Genomic DNA, 19,901 nt, shown 5'->3' on the forward strand with positions numbered 1-19,901 from the left:
ACTGCTATAGTAACAAACCTACTAGTTATGTTTAAAAAATTACCATACCTGCTAATTGCAATTTTAAGCTTTTCGACTTTTTGTTTTGGCCAAACTACAATATACCTTGAAGATTTTACTGGTCAAAATGGAAAAGGTGCTATTGGTCCAAGCAATTTTGTTGACCTTTCTGGGGTATCATGGAATATAGATATTAGTTCTGCTTCTTTAACAGCTACGGCAGATTATTTCCAAGTAAGAACTGGTTATTTAGAAGGAAGAGATTTAGATACGCAAGCAACTTGGTTGTCGCCTGTAATTGATATTACTGGTTTTACGAATGTACAATTTTCACTTGATGTATTTGAAAATGATGCAAACGATAACCTAGAAGACGCAGACACATTTGTTACTGAGTATAGAATAGATGGTGGTACTTGGATATTAGCGACCAATAACGGAACATTGATTAATGATTTTCCGCTTACAGTTGTGTCTGATGCTGGTTTATCTGGAAACACCATTGAGTTAAGAGTCACAATGACTAATGATGGAGGTGGAGAACGACAAAGGCTAGACAACATTCTTGTTGAAGGTACAGCTCCTGTGACACCTACTTTAAATGTAAGTCCTACTTCTGTTTCTGGATTAGGTTATACTGAAGGAGATGCTTCGCTTACAGAAGCACAATTCACTGTGCAGGGTTTTGCTTTAACGACTGATATCGTTATTACGGCTCCAGCTAATTTTGAAATATCAACAACTTCTGGTACCGGTTTTACAAATACTTTAAATCTTACACCAACAACAGGTACTGTTAGTTTAACTACTATTTATATAAGGCTAGTCTCTGGCTTAACTGAGAATACTTATAATGATATCGTTACTATCACAACCACAGGTGTAACTACGGTAAATGTAAATGCTGATGCAGAAGTCATGGCTCCTATTGCAGATTGTTCAGAATTAATAATAAGTGAATATCACGAACCTGTGGGTACTGGTACAGGCAACAATAAATATATCGAGCTCTATAACCCTACAAATAGCAACATAGACTTAAGTAATTATAGGTTAGCTAGTTATAGGAATGGAGCAACTTTGCCATCTATTGCCAATTTATCTGGAACAATAAATTCATATTCTACATTTTTAATCTATAGAACTGGTGCCGCCATTACTGGAGATTTGGCTGTTTCTGGTAACGCTATGAATTTTACTGGAAATGATGTTATGGCCTTACAAACTATTACTGGTGAAAATATTGATGTATTAGGATTTATTGGAGACGCCTCAAACTTTGCCCAAAATACAGTTTTAAGAAGAAATCAAGATGTTGTCATCCCTACGGTAGCTTACGATGCATCTCAGTGGTCAGTTGCTACAGTAAATGATACTAGTGATTTTGGAATGCATGTAAGTGATTGCTCTTGTACTACTTCTACAACATGGGATGGTACAACTTGGAGTGCTGGAGCACCTAATGCTTTTACTGCTGCTATTATAGATGGAGATTACACTGTTAATGCTACAAATCCAAGCTTTACAGCTTGTAGTTTAGTTATTAATTCTGGAGGAAGTCTAACCATCAGTAACGGTTACTATATTGAAGTCATGAATGACATTACCGCTACTGATGATGGCTCAGCTTCAAATGAAATTACAGTTGAAACCAGAGGTAGTTTAGTACAGCGTGGCGATGGGGCTTTAGCTGGTTCATTTACCCTTGGAACTGACGCCAGTTCCGTAGTAAACAAAACTACTTCTCCATTAACAAATTGGTATGATGTTACATATTGGAGTTCTCCAGTTGCAGGTGAAAGCACAGATGGAGCACTTTTTAATAGTAGTAGAGTATTTTGGTTTAATGCCAATAATTTTTTAGATACCGATGGTGATAGCTTGGATGATGATGCAAATGCATGGACTAGAGAACAAGGTGATTTTCCAATGACTCCAGGTCAAGGTTTTGCAGGTAGCCACAACCAGACAGGTTTTCTTGGCGCAGGATTCTCTTATAGTTATATTTTTGAAGGTCCATATAACACAGGAGATATTACTTATCCAGTTGTAAATGATGCAACAAATGGGCTTCATTGGAATCTAATTGGTAATCCATACCCTTCAGCAATAGATATTGACGCATTTTTTGCTGAAAATGGGACTGTCGCACCTGGCAATAACACTGTTTATGAAGTTGTTTACATGTGGTCTCAGGTTAATCCTGTAGATGGAGCTAACCCAGGAAATGAAGTTCTTAATTACAATCAAAACGACTATATCACTGTAAACACTTTAGGTGAGGCTGGTAATGGTACTACCACAGCACCTTCTAGACAAATTCCGTCAGGACAAGCATTTTTTGTCCCTTCGGCATCCAGTGGAAGTGTTGTTTTTACTAACAGCATGCGTGTGAGTGGTAATAATGTTAATGATGAATTCTACAGAACATCAAATGATATAGAAAAGCTGTATATAAACTTGTCATCAGATGTTGGAATTTATAGTCAAATTTGTGTTGCTTACGCAGATATAGCTACCGATAATTACGATGGCCATACCATTGATACAGATAGAAATTATTCTGGTAATGCGGGTTATTTGGTGTCTCTAGATAATGAAGGTGAAGGTTCTTATGTTATTCAAGGAAAAGCAAAAACAAGTCTAAATGAAGACGAGGTTATAAAAATTGCTTTTGGCGCTTTTATATCTACTAACGAAACATACACTATAGAAGCTATAGAAAAAAAAGGTAGCTATCTTGAAAATAATCCAGTTTACATCAAAGACAACTTATTAAATACAATACATGATTTAACTACACCATATACATTCTCTTCAGACGGTGGTTATTTTACCGACCGTTTCGAAATTGTATTTAGAAATCAAGCTTTAGGTATTGACGACAATACGTTGAATGAAAATGAACTTTCGATAATTGAATTAGAAGATAACTTGGTGAAGTTTGAATTAAAATCTCAATCTGTTTCCATAGAAACTCTTAATATATACGACCTACAAGGACGATTAATTTACCAATTTGAAGGTAATTCTAGCTCTGAAATTCACAATTTATCTAATCTTAGTCAACAAGTGTATTTGGTAAAAGCAGAACTTTCTAACGGAGTTATAATTTCAAAAAAATCAATTAAAAAGTAACATATAAAAAATAAAAAAAGCCTTCTCACTTAGAGAGGGCTTTTTTTATAAGCTATATTTAGCTGAAATAATCAAATTTCTGCCAGCACCAGATATGCCTGAAGAGTATGGTCTATAACGTTGGTCTGTTATATTTTCGAGACTAGCATTAAACTCTAAATTTTTATTAAGTTGAAATTGCGCTCGAAAGTTTAAAGTGTACCACGAAGGCGAGTATGGATTCCCATTATCATCCAAAGCATACAAATATGCTTTACTAATTTCTGAAGGTGCCAGTTGATTAAACGATAATTCGTTATTGTAAATTGCGAAGGCATCAAACTTCCATTTGCCAGTATCGTACTTTAAATGTGTACGTCCAAAGCTTGGTGCAATGTGTCTTACAGGGGATTCAATTCCGTTAGCTTCTTCAGTTCCACCGATAACATTGTACTGCGAAATCAGTTGTAGATTTTCATTAAAATTAACCTCAACGCCAACTTCAAAACCATAAATATCTTGCTCTGAAGCGTTCTGTATGGCTTGCACATTGCTTAATTCGCCCTGGTAATTAATTTGACTTTGTCCATTTAAAGTAAAATTCCTTCGGATTAAGGCATCTTCCAAAAATGTATAATAAGTTGCCATGTCTATTTTTACAAACTCATCAAAATTTAATTTTAATCCTAATTCAACACCATAAGCATATTCGGGTTTTAGATTATTATTTGGCACTACAACCGAACCTGGCTCTGAGTCAAAAACTTTACCAATATCATCAATATTTGGCGCTCTGAATGCTGTCGAGGTATTTAGGTTCCACTCTATCATTTTACTTGGAATAAAACGAATACCTGCTGTTCCAGTAAATGAACCTGTGTTTACTTTAGCAGCATCAAACGGTAAATTTAAAAACTGGTTGTTTTCCGTAAAATCTGCATCGATTAAAATTTGATTATAACGTAAACCAGATTGAAATACGAATTTTGAATTGGGTTTGTATTTATAACTCGTATACGCTGCAATAGATTGCCAAGTGGACCCATCAGGGTATCTAGAAACAGTATTAATATTTTGATTAGTTGTAATATTAGTTTCAAACCCACTTGAACTAACTATGTTGTATAAATATTCTGCACCGTAAGATAATATAGATTTTTTGCTTAACGCCTTTTCAAAATCGATATTAAAAGAAATTGCATCTACGTTTTCAGAAGTTGTATTACGTATCTCAGAACCAAAATTTCTTTCTATTCTGCTTTCTTTAAAATTTTGATAAGCGGCTGCAGCATGTATTTTATCGTAAAAGTTTGAATCGCTACTTGTCTTAGTAACTATAAAATTACCCATAAACCATTTTTGCGGACCGTAATTCCATTCTGCAGAACGTAATCCATCGCCTCTAGGTCTAATAAGTCTGTCATAACGCCCATAATCTGAAGTTGCAGAATAGTGTAAGCCCAAATCAAACTTTAAATTATCTGCTGGTTCATAATGCACTTTTTGCATCAAATTAATTTGGCTATAACCCGTTGGCAATTGTATTAACGGATTTGGATTATCTACCAAAGTATCTACACCATTTATGGTTTGCACAAATTGATTTCTAAGATAGTCATCAGGACCATGACTTCCCATACGTAAGTCATCGAAATTGGTATAACTAATACTTGTTAAAAAGCCCCACTTTTTATAACCTAAATTAAAGTCTATATGTCCTGTATTTTCATTATTAGCTGAAGAATATCTAGCCAATACATTTGCTTTAAAAAAAAGCTCATCTTTGTAAGATAACTGTGGTTTTTTTGTATAAAAACTCATAACGCCACCAATAGCATCGCTTCCATATACAACAGAGCCTGCACCAAGAATAACTTCTGTGTTTTGAACAGCAAATGGGTCTATTGAGATAACATTTTGAAGATTTCCTCCTCTAAATATTGCATTGTTCATTCTTACTCCGTCAACCGAAATAAGAAGTCTATTTGTAGAGAAACCTCTTATTAATGGACTTCCACCACCTAATTGGCTTTTTTGAACAAACACATTGCCTGAATTTGATAAAATATCCGCACTAGTTTGCGGATTGGCCAAGGCAATATCCTTTGCGCTTAGACTAACAATAGTCTGAGGAATTTCTTCTCTACTCTGGTTAAATTTTGATGCAGAAATAACAATTTGCGCCAAATTTTCATTTTCAGAAACTAAAAAAACTTCGTTATTGTTGGTTGCCAAAATAGATTTTGAAGTCTGAAATTTTTTATAAGTATAACTTTGAAAAATTATTAATTCTGTCGGAAAAAAATCTGAAATATCTGCTTCTCCATTAAAGTCTGTAACTACAGTTTTGGTTTTTTTAAAATTGTATAATGCAACTCCCGGTATTCGCTCTTTGGTAATTTTGTCTCTAACCGTTATGGTCTGAGCATTTAGAATTACAAAACAAAATATCGAAAAAAATGATAATATGGATTTTAGAAAATTCACTATGTGCGTTGAATTTTAACGAAAAACTTCGCTTAAAACTGTTAGAGATTTTGGTCTTTTAAAACCCTCCAAATGTAATTCAAAATATAACAATACTATGCCTAAAAAGTCTTGTCTTTCAGAAGCATTCATTTTTATATTATCTAAGTCATCAAAATTTATGCCCAGTAAGGCTTTAAGTAGTGTTAAATTTCTTCCTGAAATTGAAAATCGGCCTTTTGATGTGGTTTCAAAATACCCTGTCTGAAGGTTAAAATATTGCGATTCAAACTTTGGCGTTTCCGGCTGAAAGCCTAAATAACGACTCAACTTTAATAGAAATAACAGATGAAAATTGGCATAATTATCTTCACTGTCTAAGTATTGAAATGCAGTTTCTATAAAATTAAATAAATCTTCATTTTTTTCTTCTTCTTTTAGAACATTTGCCATTAGCTCTGACAAAAACAAAACAATAGAACTTTTGTAAACATTGGTATAAAGGGTTCTATAAATATAGTTTGTTTTAACCTCTTTAAGATAATGTAAGGATTGATTTGGTTTATAATTTTCTTCTATTGATAATTGCATTAAAGGTTGAAAATAAACCGATTTTGCTCTGCTTGATTTTGTAGATTTTAATCCGCCTTTTATGAGATAACTGATAGCACCGCGCTCTTTATTATATGTTCTGACAATTAAATCATAATCCTTGTATTTAAGTTTACTCAGGACTATAACACTAGATTTGCTAAGCATGCGTTTTTATTATCTTACAATAAGAAGTTTTATAATTTTACTTTCAAAAGTATCTAAATCATTTATTATAATAAGATACACACCTGAAGCCACTACGTTATTGGCTAGATTTTTACCATTCCATATACCTGTACCGCCATCGATGGCAAAATTAGTTCTAAGATTAGAATTACGTCTATTAACTCTAGATTGAGCTTCGGCAACAAGGTTTCCTGTGACATCAGTGATTTTTACGTTAACATTCTCAGTAAGTCCAACAATTTTTACACCTTTGTTTATATCATTTAAATCATTAGAACCCAAAATATTATATTCTGGTCTTACAGGATTTGGATAAGCATAAGCATCGCTTAACTCCTCAACTGGAGACGAACCACCAGCTCTAAATGATAATAACCCGTTTGGTGTAGATATATAAACTGTACCATTTGTTTCGTCAATAGAAACATCATTTATAGAATTTGAAGGTAATGGCGAGTTATCTCTTGTAAAATGATAGATTGTTGTTTGCCCATTTGGTGTAAAGTAAAAAACACCAGCATCTTGCGTGCCAACCCATTTGTTATTAGAGCCATCTACCTCAATGTCTGTTATAGCTTGATTTTCTAAAAGCTCTCGTGCTAATCCATCTTCTAAAAAAATTATAGGCTCAAGTTGTGGTTGTTCTTCTTCATAAAAACCAGAAGTATTAAACAATACTCGTAAACCAAAAGCTGTACCAACCCAAAGCTGACCAGAATTATCCATAGCCAATGATCTTACCCAAGTATTGGGCAAACCTTGTTCCTCGCTAGTAATCTGCTTTATTCGAGATTCTTCATTTTCATTATATGCAATTAATCCATTAAAAAAAGAACCTATAAATTTTGTGCCAGTGTTATTGTCTATAGCAATGTCATAAAAACCAATTTCATCATTTAATGAATCTTCAATAAAATTTTCGAAGCTAAAGGTCTGCCACTGACCATTATCAGGATTATAGGATTTTAATGCCAAATCTACACGGCTGGTTAAATTCCATAATAAACCTCCATCATCAAATTCTGAAGCGCCAGTTCTAACATCTATAAAATCTGGTAAAGATGGGTTAACTAAAGATTGTAAAGGACTATTTGTTTCATCAAAAAAATTAGTAGCTTCATAATTATTAAATTCTAACATACCATCAAAAAATGAACTAATAAAAACTTGATTTGGATTGTTAGGGTTTATACTTATCTGATTAAGTTCCCGCATTCCTAAAAGACTGTCAAAGGGTATATTCCGCCAATCTTCATCTCGCAGAACACTTACTCCTCTGCTGTTTATAGGAAATGGATTTAAAAATTGATCGTGCTCTCCAAAAGTTACCCAAACACCATTTCTAAAAGCCTGAATCCTAAATCCATTGTTCCGTAAAGGTCCATCAGGTCTAATTTCTAAAACAGTTGTTAAGTCATCTGTATTGGTTTTTAAAACTCCAAAATCTTCTGTAGCAATGTAAACATCTGTTCCAAAATTAACAGCGGAATTAAATCTGGTCTCTAAATCTGTAAATTGATTAATCTGTGAAGTTAAATTTGCTGAAGCATCAAAAATAAATACTGAATTTTGATTTGTATATAATAATTGATTTTCGCCAATATCAGAATCTAATGGTAAAATGTCAAAATTAAAAACAGGTGTTATGGCATCATTTATAATTTGCATTAAGTTTCTATCAGTACGCAAACCATAAAGTTGGTTATTTATAGTCTCTATGGAAACATAACTTCCTGTTGTAATGGTTTCCCATTGATTAGAATCTATAAGGTTTGGATTGGTGAGTTGACCTTTTCTTATACCGTTTCCGCCATTACATGCTGCATATATAAAATTATTAAATACGGTAGTTTTTTCTATAGGTATCTGTGCGTTATTAGCTCCGATAAAATATGTATCTCCAAACTCTAAACGCTGTAAATCAAATACAGAAATGCCAAAATTTGTAGATATATAAACTACGTCTTCGTGTTCATAAAAATCGTTTATTGTTTTGGTGCTAGGGTCAATACTCTCTTTTTCTAAAATATCTACTACTGAAAGTACGCTTTGATCAGATTCTATGTAAATTTCTATTAAGCCAGTTTCATAACCAATAAGCAACAGTTGATTATCTATACTATATTCAATTGTTGAAATTAATTCGCCTGAAAGCCCTTGAATAGTAGTTATTTTTTCAACTTCGTTAGAATTTACATCGTAACTAAAAACAACATTTTCTGAAGCTGCAAAAACTTTAAATTCGCTTTTAGTAATATCTTTTATATCAAAAAAAGAAAAATAGTCTGTCCAAAGCGCAGAAAAATCTTGTTGAGCATATAAAACATTGCTAACTATTGAGCTTATAAAAAAAACGAGAAGGTATCGTTTTATCATTATTACTTTAAAATTTGTTCAAATATATTACTAGTAACGCTATTTTCTTGATTATAATATATAAAAAAAGCTTCTGCGTTATTTTGCAGAAGCTTTAATAATTATTTTATAAAAATACTATACAACACCTTGTGCTAACATAGCGTCTGCTACCTTAACAAAACCTGCAATATTTGCACCTCTAATATAATCTATAGAGCCATCATCGTTTTTTCCATACTCAACACAAGAGTCGTGTATATCTTCCATAATATCTTTAAGTCTATCATCTACCTCTTCACGAGACCAGCTTAAACGCAGAGAGTTTTGACTCATTTCTAAACCAGATGTTGCAACACCACCGGCATTAGAAGCTTTTCCTGGTGCAAATAAAATCTTTGCATTTTGAAATTCGTGAATAGCTTCTGGAGTAGAAGGCATGTTTGCACCTTCAGAAACACAAATACAACCATTATCAATCAGTTGTTTTGCTTCTTCACCATTAAGCTCGTTTTGCGTTGCACATGGTAATGCAATATCGCAAGGTACAGACCAAGGTCTTTCACCTTCAAAATATTTAGCATTAGGATACTCATCAACATACTCACTAATACGACCACGCTTTTCATTTTTAAGTTCCATCACAAATTTTAGTTTTTCTGTATCAATACCGTCTTCATCTAAAATATATCCTCCAGAATCTGAAAAAGTCAATACTGTAGCACCAAGCTCAATTGCTTTTTCTGCTGCATACTGCGCAACATTACCAGAACCTGAAATAACCACTTTTTTACCTTCAAAAGAGTCATCTTTAGTTTTTAGCATATTCTGTGCAAAATATACATTACCATAACCAGTAGCCTCAGGACGTATTAAAGATCCACCCCAAGATTGTCCTTTACCTGTAAGTACGCCTGTAAAAGAGTTTTTTAACTTTTTATACATACCAAACATAAATCCAATCTCTCTTGCACCTACACCGATATCTCCAGCAGGAACGTCTGTATTGTGACCAATATGTCTAAATAATTCTGACATAAATGAATGACAAAAACGCATGATTTCATTATCACTTTTTCCTTTAGGGTCAAAATCAGAACCTCCTTTTCCGCCACCCATTGGTAACGTTGTTAAAGCATTTTTAAATACTTGCTCAAAAGCTAAAAACTTTAAAATACTAGCATTAACTGAAGGGTGAAAACGTAAACCACCTTTATATGGCCCAATAGCTGAATTCATTTGTATTCTGTAACCACGGTTTACTTGTAATTCTCCAGAGTCATCTACCCAACAAACTCTAAAAGAGATTAAGCGCTCTGGCTCAACCATACGGAGAAGTATATTCTTTCCGTTATAAATATCATGTTTTGCTATATAAGGGATAACTGTTTCAGCCACTTCTTCAACAGCTTGTAAGAATTCTGGTTCGTGACCGTTACGGGTTCTTACTTCCTCTAAAAATGCTTCAATTTTTTCTTTCATATTGAAATATTATTAATGTATTCAAGATTTTGTATAACAAATATACGTTATCTATAAAAATTGTAGTAAATTTTTTAAATATTATCAATCCAAATTCAAAAAATATTCTTTAGTTTGGTTTTTGAAAATCGCACAATAAAATTGCATTTCGTCCGTTTTATTTTGTATTTCGTCGATATTTTTTATATTTGCGCATAAATATATTGCTAACAAGCTAAACTATGACCTTAAAAATAAGGCAATTACTCATCATCTGCACGGTACTTTTTGTGCCTCTCGCTATGCAAGCTCAGTTTGGCTTTTCTCACGAAGTAGGCATAATTGCTGGTCCTACTCAATTTCGTTCAGACTTTGGGCAACGTTATAATGAAGAAAACAATATAGGAAATACGGGTTACGGTATTGGACTTATTCATTACATCAACTTTTCTTACCGAGCTGACTGTAATTGTTATACTGCGGATAATTATTTTAATGATCACTTTAAATTAAGAAGTGAAATTTCATACAATAAAACCCAACTAAATCATTTTGGAGAATGGGTTAACCCAAGTCGTACTGGAATCGATGCGCGACGTTTACGAGCGCATTCTGGTGAAGCAGAAAATTTTGATGTTGGTATGCAACTCGAGTATTTTCCATTAAGCATTAGAGCTTTTTCTTCCCATACAGGCGGTTGGGCACCATTTGTAAGTTTGGGTGCACATTACACCTTAGCAAATCCAAAACAGTATACTACTTTTGCTCGAAGTGGTACTATTTCTGATGAAAATGTTTTTAATCCAGATAATATTTACGCACCTTGGATTGCCGCTAGTGGTGGAGAATACCCAATTAATACAGACCCAATAAATACGTGGTCCGTAGTAACAAGTATTGGTACGCGTTACAAACTTACAATTCTATCAGACTTAATGATTGACTTACGTTTTCAGTACTATTTTAGTGATTGGATTGATGGATTAAACCACAAATTACCTTCAAACAAGATGAACGATGTGCTCGTTTGGCTTAATGTGGGTTACATTTACTACCTAGATTAACTTATCCAATAGCTTGTTGCAAATCGGCAATAAGATCATCCTTGTCTTCTATACCTACACTTAAACGAATAAGTGCATCAACAATACCTGTTTTTTCGCGTTCAATTTTCGGGATGCTAGCATGTGTCATACTTGCAGGATGACCAGCCAAAGACTCAACACCACCGAGAGACTCTGCCAAAGTAAACACCTTTAGATTTTCGACTATTTTAATTGCTTCTTCGTAATTATTTCCTTTGGTAACAAAAGACACCATACCACCGAAATCTTTCATTTGCTCTCTTGCAATCTCATGATTTTGATGATTCTCAAAACCTGGCCAGTAGACTTTCTCTATTTTAGGATGATTAGCCAGATACTCCGCGACAGCTTTTCCATTTTCGCAATGACGTTGCATACGTACGTGCAATGTTTTTATACCTCGAAGCGCTAAAAAACAATCCTGAGGACCAGAAATAGCACCACTTGCATTCTGAATAAAATACAAATCATCCGCTAAATTTTCGTCTTTAACCACAAGTGCGCCCATAACCAAATCTGAATGTCCGCCCAAATATTTAGTAGCCGAATGCATTACAATATGCGCACCTAAATCTAACGGATTTTGCAAGTAAGGCGTCGCAAACGTATTATCAACAGCCAGTAGAACATTGTGCTTATTGGCGATGTCTGCAGCAGCTTTTATGTCTATGATATTTAATAGCGGATTTGTTGGCGTTTCTACCCAAATCAGCTTGGAGTTTTTATTAATATACGCTTCAATATTCGAAATATTTTCCATGCTTATAAAATGAAATTTAATACCAAATTTCTCATAAATCTTGGTAAATAATCGATAGCTTCCGCCGTATAAATCGTTTGTAGAAATGACTTCGTCACCAGGTTTTAATAATTTTAAAACCGCATCAATCGCTGCAATACCAGAGCCAAAAGCAATACCATAATTTCCGTTTTCTATACTTGCTAAAGCACGCTCCAAAGCACTACGTGTTGGATTTTGCGAACGCGAATACTGATACCCTTTATGTCCGCCAGGTGTAGATTGTACGTAGGTAGACGTTTGGTAAATCGGCGTCATTACTGCTCCAAAAGATGAGTCTTCTATTTGTCCTCCATGGATGGTTTTTGTGTTGAATTTCATTTTTTAAAAATTTTAAATTCTAATTATGGCATACAACAAATTTAAAGCTAAATTCGTTGCATTGTAAAGCCAATCAAACCTTTAATGTATGTTTAACAAAAGTCCATTTATTTTAAAAAGAGTTTTTGTACCTCTTTTATTGTTGGTATGTCTTTCATCTTGTAAAGAAGAAGTTAAACCGCTAGAATTTGAAACTATTTTCGTTGAAGATAATTTCCAAACCGAAATTGAAGTGGCCTTTGATATGGCAAAAGAAAATTCAGATGTTGCTAAAAATATAAACAAAGAAATTAAGAAAGCTATTTTAAAAAATATTCCAATTTCTGAAAATTCTAAAATTGAAACTATTGATGAAGCTTTAAAAGATTTCGAAACTCAATTTTTAAACTTTAAAAATGATTTTGAAGATAGTGAACAAACTTGGTATTTATCCGTAGAAACCGAACTTATTTACAAATCTGAAAATATCATAACCATGGGTTTAAGCACGTATTCAGATACTGGTGGCGCACATGGAAATGGCACTATTCAGTTTTTAAATTTCAACCCTGAAACTGGAAAGATTTTACCACAAACCGAATTTATTTCTAACATGGATGGATTTAAAAAATTAGCCGAAAGCTTTTTTTTGGACCACATGAAAAATGAAGGCACAGATGTTTCTGAATTTTTCTTCGGAAAACCATTTCAACTGCCAGAAAATATTGGTTTTAATGACGAGGGAGTTATTTTGCTTTACAACACTTACGAAATTGCGTCCTATAATCAAGATTATATAGAATTTGTGATTCCGATGGAAACCGCTCAAGATTTCTTAAGCTTCTAATTACAACGCTCTTTTAAGCGCCAAAATATAACCCAAGTGAATACCTTCATGAAAGTTATTAAATGCCAAAGCCTCATCAACGTTTGTTAACGTGCTTCCTGTAGAAACTGTATATTCATTATACGTTTCAAACTTTTTAGCAACGTAATCTTCTTCCGTTTGATCTAATGGCGAAAACAATAAACCCTTAATTTCGTTAACTTCAGCTAGAGATAAATCACGCTCAGTTTTGGTGCCTTTTCTGTATGTGGCAATCATTTCGTCAGACAATACACCTTCAAGATTTGAGAGTTTATAAACCAATAATTGTTGGGTTACGATGCAGTGTGCAATATTCCAAATGATGTTATTATTAAAACCATCAGGTACTTTATTTAATTGCTCAAGCGATAACGTGTTTATAAATTTTTCGAATAAAACCCTATTCTTTCTTGTTATGTCTATTCCGTAATGCATGCTTTAATTTTTAGATAAAAGTACATTTTTTAGTTCGAAAACAATTTTCTTTGCAATATCAAATTTTTCGGTAAATACTATGAAAAAAATATACTACCTAAGTACTTGCGACACTTGCAAACGTATTATCAACGAGTTAGATTTACCTTCGGGCTTCACCTTCCAAGATATCAAAACAGAAGCCATAACAGAAGCACAACTTATAGAAATGAGAGCATTAACAGATAGTTACGAAAGTCTGTTTAGTAAACGTGCTCGATTATATAAAGAATTGGGATTAAAAGAAAAATCTTTATCTGACGATGATTATAAATCTTACATTTTAGAGCATTACACATTTCTAAAAAGACCTGTAATTTTATTTAATAATCAAATATTTATTGGCAACTCTAAAAAAGTAGTTACCGCTGCAAAATCTGCAATACATGAAAAGTAGAAACCTTGCTATTTTAGCACTTTTTATTGTTCAATTATTGTATGGTTTTAATTACACTTTTGCAAAAACCATAATGAATGAAGGCTACGTTAAACCTTTTGGTTTGGTGCTATTAAGAGTCGGTGGTGCAGCATTATTGTTCTGGTTGTTAAATCTTTTTCTTCCTTCAAAAAAAATTGAGAAAAAAGACTTTATAAAGTTATTCTACGCAGCTATTTTCGGAGTATTTATAAATATGCTATTCTTTTTAAAGGGTCTAGAATTTACTTCGCCAATACACGCTTCAACCATAATGACTATTGTGCCAATTGTTATTTTAGTGTTATCGGTTTTTATACTCAAAGAGCGCATTTCTAATATTAAAATTATTGGTATTGCTTTAGGTTTTATAGGTGCTTTGGTATTGACCCTTTATGGCAAATCGGCACGTGCTGCTGATGATGTTATCTTAGGAAATACCATGATATTTCTAAATGCAGTTTCTTATAGTGTTTACGTTATTTTAATTAAAAAGCTCACGGCAAAATACCATCCGTTTGACTTTATAAAATGGTTGTTTTTATTTGGTTTAATCTTAGTTTTACCATTTGGTTACTCTGAAGTCTTGGCTGTTAATTGGGAAAGTTTTACGCCGTACATTACTTGGTCTTTGGTCTTTGTGGTTGTTGGTGCAACTTTTGGCACTTACCTTTTAAATCCCTTAGCTATAAGTCGTCTTAAGGCATCGACAGTTGGTATTTTTATTTATTTACAACCCGTAATTGCGGGCTTATTTGCAGTAGCAAATGGCTCTGGAGTTATAGACCTTATTAAAATCATTGCAATTTCGTTAATATTTTTAGGCGTATATTTTGTGAGCAAAAAACCAAAAGCCGCAAGCTAATTTGAGCTTTAAAACCAAAATATTTGATACCGTAGATAAGATACCACAAGCGTATTGGGATAGTCTTAAATGCTGCACAAATATTTACTACTCGCCAGAATTTTTAAAAGCTTTTGAAATGGCTAATACAGACATTAGCTTTAACTATGTGTTTATTACAAAAAATGAAGAAGCCATTGCTTTTGCCAATACGCAATTAGTAACCATTGGTGTCGAAACGATAACTAAAAACATTGAAATTAACACTTGGGTAAAACAAAAAATAAATCGACTGTTTTGCAATAACGATATAAAAATACTCTTCTGTGGAAATATTTTTTTAAGTGGCGAATATGGTACGTTTTTAAAAGAAGGTGAAGAAAAAATAGAAACTTTTAAAATGCTTGCTGAAGGTATAAAACGCCTATCAAAATCATTAAAAAAACTGACTGGACTTTTTGTAAAAGACTTTAAAACCGAATCACTTTACATTACAAAACATCTTAATAAATTTGGTTATACCCCAATGGAAGTTGAGCCAAATATGATTATTAAGCTTAAACCAGAATGGTCATCTTTTGAAGATTATAAAGTGGCACTAAAATCTAAGTACCGCATTAAAGCTAATAAAGCAGACGCTAAAAGTGAACGTTTAATTTCAAAAAAATTTAGTAAAAAAGATATTGAAATCTATAAAACACAGCTTCAAGAGCTGTACCAAAACACTATAGATAATGCAGATTTTAATGCTCAAATTTTAAATCTGAACACTTATACTTTTTTAAAAGAAAGCTTTAAAATTGAATTCACTGTTATTGGTTATTTTCTCGAAGAAAAATTAGTGGGTTTTCTTTCTGCAATGAAAAATGGCGATAATCTTGATGCTCATTTTATTGGCATTGATTATACAAAGAATAAAGAATTTGCCATCTACCCACGTATTTTAAATGACTATGTAAGACTTGGACTTTCCACAAAATCTAAGCGTATAAATTTGGGTCGTACAGCATCCGAAATTAAAAGCACACTTGGTGCTGAGCCGCAACCATTAACTTGTTACTTTAAACACAAACGTCCATTTCCTAATGCAATTATAAGTCCGTTTGTAAAAAATGTATCGATTAAAACATTTAAACAGCATTCGCCGTTTAAATAGAGAGTTTAATTGAATACGTTCTTTTAGACTAAGTTCTTTGGTTTTACACCATGTTTTCTCGTGTCTTCTTTGGTCAAGATTTTGAAGCTTTCAGATTTCGGAAATTTTTCAGCCATTTTCATTAATTCTTCAGGTAAGCCACAAAGTTTTCTTGTTTTAAGGTCAATCCAACCGCCTTGCATTTCGCAATGAGCTAAATTTTCGCCTTTATGATTATAAAAATTATGTTCAAACATAAAAAACATACCATCTTCACTTAAGCCAGAAACTTCTATAGTTACGGTAATCGGCGTACCAATAAACGATTCTTTAAAGTAAAACATGTGCTCATAAAACACAACTGGACCTATGCCGTTTTTTAATATTTCTTTCATTGAAAAACCCTGCTCTGCAAAGAATGTCATACGTGCATGACTCATAAAATTAGTGTATGCAGAGTTGGCTAAATGACCGTTAGCATCGACGTCACTCCAACGTATTTCAAATTGTTTTTTGTACATAATGGCTTTCGATTTATTGAAGCGGCAAAGATAGAAACCAACTACCATTGCGGCAAGCCCATTTTATCTATTATGAAAATGAAATCATAACTCCTCACTTAAACATTTTATTCTCGGCTATCGCTCTGCGATTAAATGGTTCTATTTTGTACCTTTGGGCAACTTTAAAAGTTACGTATTACATGATACAATCAATGACTGGTTATGGTAAATCTGTGCTACAGTTACCAACAAAAAAAGTAACGATAGAATTAAAATCGCTCAACAGTAAAAATCTTGATTTAAACGTGCGTATGCCATCGATGTACCGTGCAAAAGAGCTTGGAATTCGTAAGCAAATTGCCAAACATTTGGTACGTGGAAAAGTAGATTTTTCGGTTTATGTTGAAATTACAGGCGAAGACACAAGTTCTAAAATTAACAAAACGGTTGTAAAAGAATACATCAAGCAACTAAAAGATGTGGTTGATGGTAACGAAACTGAATTATTGAAAATGGCAATTCGGCTTCCGGATGCTGTAACGACTGAGCGAGACGAGATTGATGAGGATGAATGGAAAGCCATACAAGCTGAAATTGATACCGCTTTAGAACATATAAAAACTTACCGGAAAGACGAAGGCCAAACCCTAAAAAACGATTTTGAAAATAGAATTGCAACTTTAAGAGATTTACTAAATCAGGTCATAAAAATGGACCCAGAACGTATTGATGGCGTTAGAGCAAGACTAGAAAAAGGTGTTGCCGATATTAAAGAAAAAGTTGACGAAAATCGATTTGAGCAAGAACTTGTTTATTACATCGAAAAGTTTGATATCACTGAAGAAAAAGTGCGTTTAGACAATCACTTAGATTATTTTATGAGTGCTTTAAACTCGGAAGATTCTAACGGTAAAAAATTAGCTTTTATCTCCCAAGAAATTGGTCGCGAAATTAATACAATTGGCTCAAAATCTAATTACGCACCGATGCAAAAATTGGTCGTACAAATGAAAGATGAGCTAGAAAAGATTAAGGAGCAAATGTTAAATGCACTATAGTAAAAAAGCAGTTTTCCATTAATAAAATAAAAGTAACGTGTCAGAAATAAAAACAGAAAAACAAGGAAAGCTCATCGTATTTTCAGCGCCGTCAGGTTCTGGAAAAACGACCATAGTACGTCATTTACTAAAACAGCAGGAACTTAATTTGGAGTTTTCAATTTCTGCAACGTCTCGTGAAAAACGTGGTAAAGAAATACACGGCAAAGATTATTATTACTTATCTCTAAAGGAGTTTAAAAACCGAATTAAAAACGATGAGTTTTTAGAATGGGAAGAAGTCTACAGAGATAATTTTTACGGAACATTAAAAACCGAAATCGCTCGTATATGGGCTAAAGGGAAACATGTTATTTTTGATATTGATGTGTCTGGCGGTTTGCGTATAAAACGAAAATTCCCAGAGCAAACTCTAGCCATTTTTGTAAAACCACCAGACTTAAACGAGCTCGTAAGACGTTTAAAAGACCGTGGTGAAGAAAGCGAAGAAAAGATAAGTATGCGTGTATCTAAGGCACCAGCAGAATTGGCAACGGCGCCATTATTTGACAAGATTGTGGTTAATAAAAATTTAGATGAAGCTCTAGAAGAAGCTTATAAATTAGTGTCTGATTTTTTGCAAGATTAAGATGAAAATAGGCTTATACTTCGGTACATTTAATCCAATACACATTGGACATTTAACCATTGCCAACCATATCGCAGAGCATAGTGATTTGGACCAGATTTGGTTTGTAGTGACGCCTTTGAGTCCTTTTAAAAAGAAAAGCAGCCTGCTCGATAATCGTCAACGTTTTGAGATGGTGTATCGTGCTACAAAAGACTACGATAAGCTACGTCCATGTGATATAGAATTTGGGTTAAAACAGCCAAATTATACTATTGACACACTTACCTATTTATTAGAAAAACATCCTGAATATGAGTTTGCCTTAATCATGGGCGAAGACAATTTAAAAGGCTTTCATAAGTGGAAAAATTACGAATTGATTTTAGAAAATCACCACATTTACATATATCCAAGAATTTCCGAAGGCAACGTTGAAACACGTTTTGATGGCCATCCAAAAATTCATTACGTTAAAGCGCCGATTATGGAAATTTCTTCCACATTTATAAGAAGTTCAATTAAAGCTGGAAAAAATATTAGACCGCTTTTACCAGAGCATGTTTGGGAATATGTAGATGAAATGAATTTCTACAAATAAAAACATTGTTTTTATTTGTCACCCTGAACATGATTCAGGGTCCTTTGATAATTTCGGAAATTTGATAAGATGCTGAAACAAGTTCAGCATGACAAAAATTAAATAATTCTTGTCAAAAATAATAAAAAGCATCCTCTAAATGTTCAATCTTAAAGCCTTTACCTTCTTTTACAATTGCCACTATATCAAAACGCACTTCAACATCTAATTCGTTTACTGTAACATATTCGTCAATAGCTTTTACTAGGTTTTTTATCTGTTTGGGTTTTACAAAATCTTGAGGATTTCCAAAGTCTAAAGTTGAACGTGTTTTCACTTCAACCACAGCCAAAATATCTTTTTTTTGAGCAATAATATCAACCTCAGCTTTTTGGAAAACATAATTCCGCTCTATAATATCGTAACCATTCTTTAGAAGAAAATTAACGGCGAGTTCTTCGCCTTTTTTACCAAGTTCGTTATGTTGTGCCATAATACTAAAATAGAAAAATGGAATCATATCCTTTTTAAACTCCAGAAATAATAAAAAAATTTGCTTAAAAAACTATAATTTTAATCTAATGAGTTAAGGGATTTTTAAATGCATCTTTACATTTAAAAAACTAAATTTATATCAATGGCAAGTCACATAAAATGTTTTGAATGCGGAGTTTTTAATACCGACAGAGAGTATTGTAAAAATTGTGGTGCGCTATTGTCTTACAAAAAACGTAGAGAAATAGCTTACAAAAAAGCTAACCTTCAGCAAAAAGAAAAAGAGCGCTTAGAGAAAAAATCAAATCCCTCTTTTTTTGAAAAATATGAAAATCATAATAATTTTATTGTTAGAGCAACAATTAAGGTTTTGAAATCTATTGGCCTAGTTTTTATTGCCATTGGCACCTTTATCGCTTGGCTATTTACAGCTATTGCTGCATGAAAATTATTAAAAACCCTATTTATGTTACCTTATTATTTATAGCTTTAATAGTTTATTGTCTTGGTTTTTTTGGGGCCAATCTGCCGACAATTATTTCATCTTACTTAAATGATT

Annotated in this window: 18 protein-coding genes; 10 read left to right on the plus strand and 8 right to left on the minus strand. The window is 33.1% G+C overall.

Annotated elements, in window-relative coordinates:
* The first annotated feature begins 27 nt into the window (after positions 1-27).
* Complete coding sequence (locus ACFQ1Q_RS04115) at positions 28-3,138, plus strand: lamin tail domain-containing protein (protein ID WP_386128267.1); 3,111 nt, start codon at positions 28-30, stop codon at positions 3,136-3,138.
* Positions 3,139-3,183: 45 nt separating this feature from the next.
* Here the strand turns inward: ACFQ1Q_RS04115 and ACFQ1Q_RS04120 are convergent, their stop codons facing one another.
* From ACFQ1Q_RS04120 to gdhA, 4 genes are all read right to left on the minus strand, one after another.
* Complete coding sequence (locus tag ACFQ1Q_RS04120) at positions 3,184-5,604, minus strand: TonB-dependent receptor plug domain-containing protein (RefSeq protein WP_386128269.1); 2,421 nt, start codon at positions 5,602-5,604, stop codon at positions 3,184-3,186.
* A gap of 15 nt (positions 5,605-5,619) precedes the next feature.
* The gene (recO, locus tag ACFQ1Q_RS04125) at positions 5,620-6,342 is read right to left on the minus strand and encodes a DNA repair protein RecO (RefSeq protein ID WP_386128271.1); all 723 of its coding nucleotides are present in this window, start codon (positions 6,340-6,342) and stop codon (positions 5,620-5,622) included.
* A 9-nt stretch (positions 6,343-6,351) separates the two neighbouring features.
* Positions 6,352-8,739: a type IX secretion system anionic LPS delivery protein PorZ gene (porZ, locus tag ACFQ1Q_RS04130; protein ID WP_386128273.1), complete on the minus strand. Its 2,388-nt coding sequence runs from the start codon at positions 8,737-8,739 to the stop codon at positions 6,352-6,354.
* A gap of 117 nt (positions 8,740-8,856) precedes the next feature.
* On the minus strand, positions 8,857-10,200 hold the full coding sequence (gdhA, locus tag ACFQ1Q_RS04135) for an NADP-specific glutamate dehydrogenase (RefSeq protein WP_386128275.1): 1,344 nt from the start codon (positions 10,198-10,200) through the stop codon (positions 8,857-8,859).
* A 281-nt stretch (positions 10,201-10,481) separates the two neighbouring features.
* Here gdhA and ACFQ1Q_RS04140 point away from each other — a divergent pair, with 281 nt between their 5' ends.
* A complete protein-coding gene (locus tag ACFQ1Q_RS04140; RefSeq protein ID WP_449361588.1) occupies positions 10,482-11,243 on the plus strand; it encodes a THC0290_0291 family protein in 762 nt (253 codons plus the stop codon).
* Position 11,244: 1 nt separating this feature from the next.
* Here the strand turns inward: ACFQ1Q_RS04140 and ACFQ1Q_RS04145 are convergent, their stop codons facing one another.
* The gene (locus ACFQ1Q_RS04145) at positions 11,245-12,384 is read right to left on the minus strand and encodes a cystathionine gamma-synthase (RefSeq protein WP_386128279.1); all 1,140 of its coding nucleotides are present in this window, start codon (positions 12,382-12,384) and stop codon (positions 11,245-11,247) included.
* Between the two features lie 88 nt (positions 12,385-12,472).
* Here ACFQ1Q_RS04145 and ACFQ1Q_RS04150 point away from each other — a divergent pair, with 88 nt between their 5' ends.
* Positions 12,473-13,210, plus strand: coding sequence for a DUF3298 and DUF4163 domain-containing protein (locus ACFQ1Q_RS04150; protein ID WP_386128281.1), 738 nt, complete (start codon positions 12,473-12,475; stop codon positions 13,208-13,210).
* Here ACFQ1Q_RS04150 and ACFQ1Q_RS04155 read toward each other — a convergent pair whose 3' ends face one another.
* Positions 13,211-13,666: a DinB family protein gene (locus tag ACFQ1Q_RS04155; RefSeq protein ID WP_386128283.1), complete on the minus strand. Its 456-nt coding sequence runs from the start codon at positions 13,664-13,666 to the stop codon at positions 13,211-13,213.
* A gap of 79 nt (positions 13,667-13,745) precedes the next feature.
* Between ACFQ1Q_RS04155 and ACFQ1Q_RS04160 the strand changes: the two genes are divergently transcribed.
* From ACFQ1Q_RS04160 to ACFQ1Q_RS04170, 3 genes are read left to right on the plus strand one after another with little or no spacing between them, the layout of a single operon-like run.
* On the plus strand, positions 13,746-14,102 hold the full coding sequence (locus ACFQ1Q_RS04160) for an arsenate reductase family protein (protein ID WP_386128285.1): 357 nt from the start codon (positions 13,746-13,748) through the stop codon (positions 14,100-14,102).
* Positions 14,092-14,985 (plus strand): DMT family transporter, encoded by an 894-nt coding sequence (locus ACFQ1Q_RS04165; RefSeq protein ID WP_386128287.1) that lies wholly within the window; start codon positions 14,092-14,094, stop codon positions 14,983-14,985. Before ACFQ1Q_RS04160 ends, ACFQ1Q_RS04165 begins: the two co-directional genes overlap by 11 nt.
* Before the next feature lies 1 nt (position 14,986).
* Positions 14,987-16,120 (plus strand): hypothetical protein, encoded by a 1,134-nt coding sequence (locus tag ACFQ1Q_RS04170; RefSeq protein WP_386128289.1) that lies wholly within the window; start codon positions 14,987-14,989, stop codon positions 16,118-16,120.
* Between the two features lie 23 nt (positions 16,121-16,143).
* On the opposite strand, the gene ACFQ1Q_RS04175 is transcribed toward ACFQ1Q_RS04170, so the two are convergent.
* Entirely contained in the window at positions 16,144-16,620 is a 477-nt protein-coding gene (locus ACFQ1Q_RS04175) for an acyl-CoA thioesterase (protein WP_386128291.1), read from the minus strand.
* A gap of 182 nt (positions 16,621-16,802) precedes the next feature.
* Between ACFQ1Q_RS04175 and ACFQ1Q_RS04180 the strand changes: the two genes are divergently transcribed.
* From ACFQ1Q_RS04180 to nadD, 3 genes are read left to right on the plus strand one after another with little or no spacing between them, the layout of a single operon-like run.
* Positions 16,803-17,660, plus strand: a complete 858-nt coding sequence (locus tag ACFQ1Q_RS04180) for a YicC/YloC family endoribonuclease (protein ID WP_386128293.1) — start codon at positions 16,803-16,805, stop codon at positions 17,658-17,660.
* A gap of 37 nt (positions 17,661-17,697) precedes the next feature.
* Positions 17,698-18,288, plus strand: a complete 591-nt coding sequence (gene gmk / locus ACFQ1Q_RS04185) for a guanylate kinase (protein WP_386128295.1) — start codon at positions 17,698-17,700, stop codon at positions 18,286-18,288.
* 1 nt (position 18,289) lies between these two features.
* Positions 18,290-18,868, plus strand: a complete 579-nt coding sequence (gene nadD / locus ACFQ1Q_RS04190) for a nicotinate (nicotinamide) nucleotide adenylyltransferase (protein ID WP_386128297.1) — start codon at positions 18,290-18,292, stop codon at positions 18,866-18,868.
* A 112-nt stretch (positions 18,869-18,980) separates the two neighbouring features.
* Here the strand turns inward: nadD and ACFQ1Q_RS04195 are convergent, their stop codons facing one another.
* Entirely contained in the window at positions 18,981-19,340 is a 360-nt protein-coding gene (locus tag ACFQ1Q_RS04195) for a YraN family protein (RefSeq protein WP_386130152.1), read from the minus strand.
* A gap of 144 nt (positions 19,341-19,484) precedes the next feature.
* Here ACFQ1Q_RS04195 and ACFQ1Q_RS04200 point away from each other — a divergent pair, with 144 nt between their 5' ends.
* On the plus strand, positions 19,485-19,787 hold the full coding sequence (locus ACFQ1Q_RS04200) for a hypothetical protein (protein WP_386128299.1): 303 nt from the start codon (positions 19,485-19,487) through the stop codon (positions 19,785-19,787).
* Positions 19,788-19,901 lie beyond the last annotated feature (114 nt).

The sequence above is a fragment of the Winogradskyella litorisediminis genome, from assembly GCF_042675765.1.
Taxonomy (GTDB): Bacteria; Bacteroidota; Bacteroidia; order Flavobacteriales; family Flavobacteriaceae; genus Winogradskyella; species Winogradskyella litorisediminis.

Coding starts and splice junctions, on each gene's coding strand:
- ACFQ1Q_RS04115 (WP_386128267.1), top strand. CDS start 28: ATGTTTAAAAAATTACCATACCTGCTAATTGCAATTTTAAGCTTTTCG.
- recO (WP_386128271.1), bottom strand. CDS start 6,342: ATGCTTAGCAAATCTAGTGTTATAGTCCTGAGTAAACTTAAATACAAG.
- porZ (WP_386128273.1), bottom strand. CDS start 8,739: ATGATAAAACGATACCTTCTCGTTTTTTTTATAAGCTCAATAGTTAGC.
- gdhA (WP_386128275.1), bottom strand. CDS start 10,200: ATGAAAGAAAAAATTGAAGCATTTTTAGAGGAAGTAAGAACCCGTAAC.
- ACFQ1Q_RS04140 (WP_449361588.1), top strand. CDS start 10,482: ATGCAAGCTCAGTTTGGCTTTTCTCACGAAGTAGGCATAATTGCTGGT.
- ACFQ1Q_RS04145 (WP_386128279.1), bottom strand. CDS start 12,384: ATGAAATTCAACACAAAAACCATCCATGGAGGACAAATAGAAGACTCA.
- ACFQ1Q_RS04150 (WP_386128281.1), top strand. CDS start 12,473: ATGTTTAACAAAAGTCCATTTATTTTAAAAAGAGTTTTTGTACCTCTT.
- ACFQ1Q_RS04155 (WP_386128283.1), bottom strand. CDS start 13,666: ATGCATTACGGAATAGACATAACAAGAAAGAATAGGGTTTTATTCGAA.
- ACFQ1Q_RS04160 (WP_386128285.1), top strand. CDS start 13,746: ATGAAAAAAATATACTACCTAAGTACTTGCGACACTTGCAAACGTATT.
- ACFQ1Q_RS04165 (WP_386128287.1), top strand. CDS start 14,092: ATGAAAAGTAGAAACCTTGCTATTTTAGCACTTTTTATTGTTCAATTA.
- ACFQ1Q_RS04175 (WP_386128291.1), bottom strand. CDS start 16,620: ATGTACAAAAAACAATTTGAAATACGTTGGAGTGACGTCGATGCTAAC.
- ACFQ1Q_RS04180 (WP_386128293.1), top strand. CDS start 16,803: ATGATACAATCAATGACTGGTTATGGTAAATCTGTGCTACAGTTACCA.
- nadD (WP_386128297.1), top strand. CDS start 18,290: ATGAAAATAGGCTTATACTTCGGTACATTTAATCCAATACACATTGGA.
- ACFQ1Q_RS04195 (WP_386130152.1), bottom strand. CDS start 19,340: ATGGCACAACATAACGAACTTGGTAAAAAAGGCGAAGAACTCGCCGTT.
- ACFQ1Q_RS04200 (WP_386128299.1), top strand. CDS start 19,485: ATGGCAAGTCACATAAAATGTTTTGAATGCGGAGTTTTTAATACCGAC.